Origin of the sequence: Endozoicomonas sp. ONNA1, assembly GCF_024606325.1 — a bacterium.
GTDB lineage: Bacteria > Pseudomonadota > Gammaproteobacteria > Pseudomonadales > Endozoicomonadaceae > Endozoicomonas_A.
In genome coordinates this window covers 1-4,934 of the sequence record NZ_JAHHPN010000848.1, presented here as the reverse complement: position 1 = coordinate 4,934, position 4,934 = coordinate 1, and the positions used below count along the sequence as shown (strand labels likewise).

Annotated in this window: 1 protein-coding gene; it reads right to left on the bottom strand. The window is 46.9% G+C overall.

Annotation, left to right across the window (positions count from 1 at the left end):
- A partial coding sequence (locus KDK19_RS19915) for a hypothetical protein (protein WP_257292711.1) occupies nucleotides 1-4,894 on the bottom strand: 4,894 nt, incomplete at its 3' end.
- Nucleotides 4,895-4,934: the final 40 nt, after the last annotated feature.

The window sequence follows — 4,934 nt, the reverse complement described above, 5'->3', positions numbered from 1 at the left end:
CGTTCATGAAAAAGTCGAAAGTGAGACTCGACGCCAGGGCCAATCCGAAGGTTTGCGCGTAGGTAAATCCGTATACAAGTCCGTGGATGTATGATCCGGCAGTAGCAACCGGACCCAGCACGAGGCCGGCTGTGACAGAGGCCAGTGTTTTCACTTTTTCAGGTGTGATCCTGTAAAGCAGGGGTATCTGAATCCCCTGTCCGGAACCCATGGATTTCACTATTTCAGGAACCAGGCGGAAAAGGTTGCGATACCTACAGGGGTTGGCGTTGTATTGTCTGGCAAACAGTAAAGAGTTGGTTTTCAGCAGGATGACTGAGGAAGCAGCTTTGCCCAATGGCATTGCCAGCCCACCCACTTCAGAGACTTTTTCAATGCCGCTGTGGTAGATATATTGGCCGGTTCGGTCAAGGTCAGCACTGCAGCGTTCCAACCAGTGCTGGAAAGGTGTGAGCATCCTGTGCGTGTAATCGCCCCGGTTGGTCAGATCCAGAAGATAGAGGAAAGCCATGCTTGAGAGGGACAATTTGGCAGCCTCCGGGGCGCTGTGGCTCACCAGTAGCGGTTTGTAGTGGGTGAAGTACCAGGTTGCCGCCTGTATCAGGGAGGCTGAAGGTTTGACCCAGTTTTCATTGAGCTGTTGCTCAACAGCGGCAACATGAACCTGCATCAATATGCCATGGATAGTCTGGATCAGTTCTGATTCAAATATTCCGGCAGCATGGGAGTAGGGTGTCAGGGTATCCTGAACATTGGTAAGGAATGCTGCCGTCCTGCGACCGTTTTCAAAGGCAAGATCGTCAAGAACATAGTTGGCAATGACAGCAGCTGCGAACTCTTTCATGCCGGCAACTGATTCCTGCATACCTGCCGGGGCAGAGGTGGCCACGGTCACAGGAGTAAAAGTATCCTGTACAAACTCCTCAATACCCTCGTCCGGCAGCATCAGGACAACCTGCCTGAAATCAGGCACCTTGACGCCGTGTTTATAACCAAGAAAGTGCTCAAATTCATCCACTGTCTGATAACCGTCGACACCTCTGACGGCTTTCATGTAGTGTTCAAGTTCAACCTGGCTGATCTGACCTTCACGCAATAGAGTGATGATCTTGTTACCACTGGCAGAGTGAGTAGCGAAGTATTCCGGGAAGCTTTTCAGATCCCCTTGTTCATGCTCGACGAAGTGAATAGCTGCTGCGCCCATACCGTGGATTTCATCGTCGTACTCTTGTGTCCCGGTTCCGATGTGAATCTTCGCCCGGAAGGCCAGCTTCTGAATTTCTTCCAGAGGGTTCAGAGTCTGGTTTTCTGAAGACTCTGATGTGAATGTTGCCTTCAGATTTTTGAGGACTTCGACAATCCGGGTGGCCTGATCAAGCGTCAGATCGTTTCCGGCCAATACCTTCAAGCGAATCGGTGCAAATTCATCGTCAAAATCGAAAGTTGACAGGCAGGGGATTGTCTTACCGCTTTTTACTGCTGATTCTGCCAGACCTATTGCGGCTTCAAGAGCTTGTTTCCTGAGAGATTCCCCCTGAATGTAAGCATGCAAATCCGCCCGTATTTTTGCCTGTCCGGGCGTGTACTGGAATGGGGCGCCGTCATTTTCGACGGCTTCTTCGGCAGCCTTCAGGACTTCCTTCATTCTCCCGATGTCTGCTTTTATGGTCTCAAGCTCAGCTTCAAGTCGGGCCTTTTCCTGAACCAGTTGCCGGATCTTGCCACCCTTTCCATCATTCCCGCCCAGCTCCAGACGTTTGTTTCTCAGGGTCTTGATCCGGTCTTTATAGGTATCAGAAGGGTCTGGTTCAATGCCAACAGCATCTTCAGCGACGTCAAGAAAGGTTTTATGATAATCCGTCAGAGCGTCTTTTGCTTTTGATAAAGCTTCACTTCTTCGCTTCAGGATTAAACCCAGTCTGGCGATTTCCTGCTTACGTTTGGTTTTAGTCTTCTCATCTGTGTTACCAATATCTTCAATCTCCAGTTTTTTACGATCGAGAAACTTTTGTGCGTTCCACTCTTCTTGCCGTCTATTGGTCACTTCTACACTTTTCCAGTCGTTCTCACGCAGGAATTCTGTGACATCAGCGTACTTTTTCCTGGTTTGAGGCAGTTCGCCCCCCGCTGTTTGATCAACTTCATCGACTTCATCCCAACCATGAACGATGGTGTTGATGTCGTCTATTCGGTCTCCAGTGGTTTGCTCATCACCCAGTGTCAGACCCAGGCTGGTTTGAATTTTTTTCACTACCCGATCAGGCGCTATCATGTCTTCACCCGTGACAGGGTCGACGTCAGCAGAAACAGGCCCCTTTTTGTGATAAACATCATCTAGTTTGCGATAGACCGCTTCCGACTTATCTTCAGCTTCTCTTACTGCTTGTCTGGCTCTGGCGACCTCACGCTCAAGAACGTATCGAGGTTTACGCCCCAGACGAGCGAGTTGCCTGTCAAGCTCAGCATCAATGGCTGCGATACGTTCGTTGACATTGGGGTGACCCGCTTCGTTTACTTGTTCTGCCAAACCTATGAGTTTTGCTGCGATGTCACTGAGCTGATCCTCCATGGGGGCATCATCCTGATAGTCCCCAATCTCGAGTTGGTGAGCAATTTTATTGTTTATATCTCTTTTGATAGCTTCATCGACATTGTGTTCGTATAAATCATCCATTAATGCCCAAATTTTTTCTTTCAGAGCATCCTTCTGTTCATTAAGACTGGTATCTTTTTTTAATTCTACTTTTAGATTCCAGGCCAGTTTAGCAATGAAATCCCTGCTTCTTTCTTTGGCAGCAACGTTTTCATTCTTGTCAATCTTCAGTCCGGTCTCTATAGCTTGAAGTAACCTTTTCTGTAGTCTTAAGGGGGACTCAAACTCGTTTAAGATATGACCTCTAAAATGTGTACTAAGCAGATTAATTTTTTCTTGCTTGTCTGCACTCAGAGTTATGCTGCCTGGTTTAAAGAGGTTATTTCCTATCTCATCCAGTTTGTTTTCCGGGATATCATCTTCGAGCAGTGTCCTGTGAACCTTGCTAAGTCTTGTTACTTTGTTATCGCCTTTATTGACTTCAATTTCGAGTGTTTTCTCTGAGCCCTTCAGTAATTCCAGGATCTCTTTTTCTGCGCGCTGTGCGGCTGTGATGTGTGACTGCATTACCTCAGCAATGGCCTGACGACGGTAATACACATCGTACTCGTTACTGGGCATGCCCAAGACTTTTTCCACGGCACTGAGTTTATCAAGCACTTCAGGCCCGGCTGAGTGGACAGGTGTTCTGATAAGTTCCAGTTCATCTTCCAGAACTTCAAGTTTCCTGATATTGAACTGGATAGTTTCCATGAATTCTCTGCGAGACTCTGGTGTGCTGTCCGGGTCCGGTGCGGTACCATAAATTGTTGCCACAGTAGCTTGCATGAGTCTGATTTCAGCTTCATCAAGACCGCTTTTAACAAATTTTGCCTGTAAATCCTGAACCTTCATTTCTCCGTCTTGAATGTTCTTTGTGAGAAGTCTTTGAAGCGGTTGATGTTGACGATCATTCAGCGCCATGATTGTCTGTCTATGAGCATCCAGTGCCCTGACTCTCTGAAGCAGAACTTTTTGCTGAGTCTTAATATCTGCATTGCCATCAAATGTCTTGAGGTTTAAATGTGAAGCAGTGATTGCAAAGCAGGCTTTGATTTTATCTATTTTTTCCGTCTCTGTGCTGATGCTTTGTCGTTGAGTACGTTGTTGACCGGGCTGGCTTTCAATCATCGGCACTTTTGTTTTTACAGCTTCTTCGTCAGGTTGTCCTGTTGCGGTAAGTGCCACGATAACTGCTTTGCACATATCATTCATTTTCTCCAAGAGACGTCTGGCTTGCTTTTCTTGTGGCTGGGTATCATCCCAGTCATCAATACCAAGCTCCTTTGCCAGTTGAGTAATGTGAATTTTTTTGACTTGTTTTCTGGAATTACGAAGTTGTTGTTCCAGCAGAGCAGTTCGCTCGACTTCCTGCATCATTTTCTCTTGCAGGTCTCTCTGACCTTTCTGCTTAACAAGAATCTCTGCAAGTTTATCCTCAACTTTCCGATAGCGTTCTTGTACTTCCGGTTTCATGTGCTCGCTGGCATCGGCTCTATCCAATTCGTGCTGCAACGCATATTTAAACCGGATGAGCCTGATTTCCTCTTTCTGTAGTTCTTTCAGCTTGTTTTCCACCTCAATCAGTTGTCTGGTCATGTCGTCCATGATTTTGGTTGCAAACGTTTCGTCTCTGTCAAAGGCCCCGACCATCACTGAGGGTAAAAGAGGCATAAGTTTCTGAACAAAATACCCATTAGTCAGAAAATCTCTAAGTTTTGGTTTGAAGCTGAAGTGTTTTACGAATTGGGCCTCCATCCAGTTTGGCGTGATGATCCTTGCAGCGACTTTGATATTTGCAGATGAGAACTGAAATTCATCTGCTCGATCTGGAATTGCACTGCTCAATGCCTGTTGGAGGTATTCATAGTCCGCAAGCTTCATCAGTTTATGAGGGTCGGGTTCTGCATTGGGCTGTGCAGCCAACTCCTCCAGCAGCGCCATCTGCCTGCTACGAAGGGTGTACTGATAGCTTTTGACTTTGTTTTTATTAACCTTTGCTATCACTGGAAAAGGAGAGTCATCAATGACAGCTTCTTCGTCGAGTGTAAAGAGTCTTTCTACAAAAGCGACATCGCCCGGATTCGGTATCTGACCACGGAAAACAATAATCTCTCCCGGGGCCTCTACCACTTCCAACTTTGGATAACCCGCAGGCACAGGATATGCCTGTGTATCATCCTCAATGTGTACAATATATCCGACGGGTTTGCTGTGTGCTAACAGATTATTAAGTGCCTTCTGTTGTAAATCCTTTACCACCACGTATCCTGATCAGGCTCCGGCCAGAGCGAGCTATATC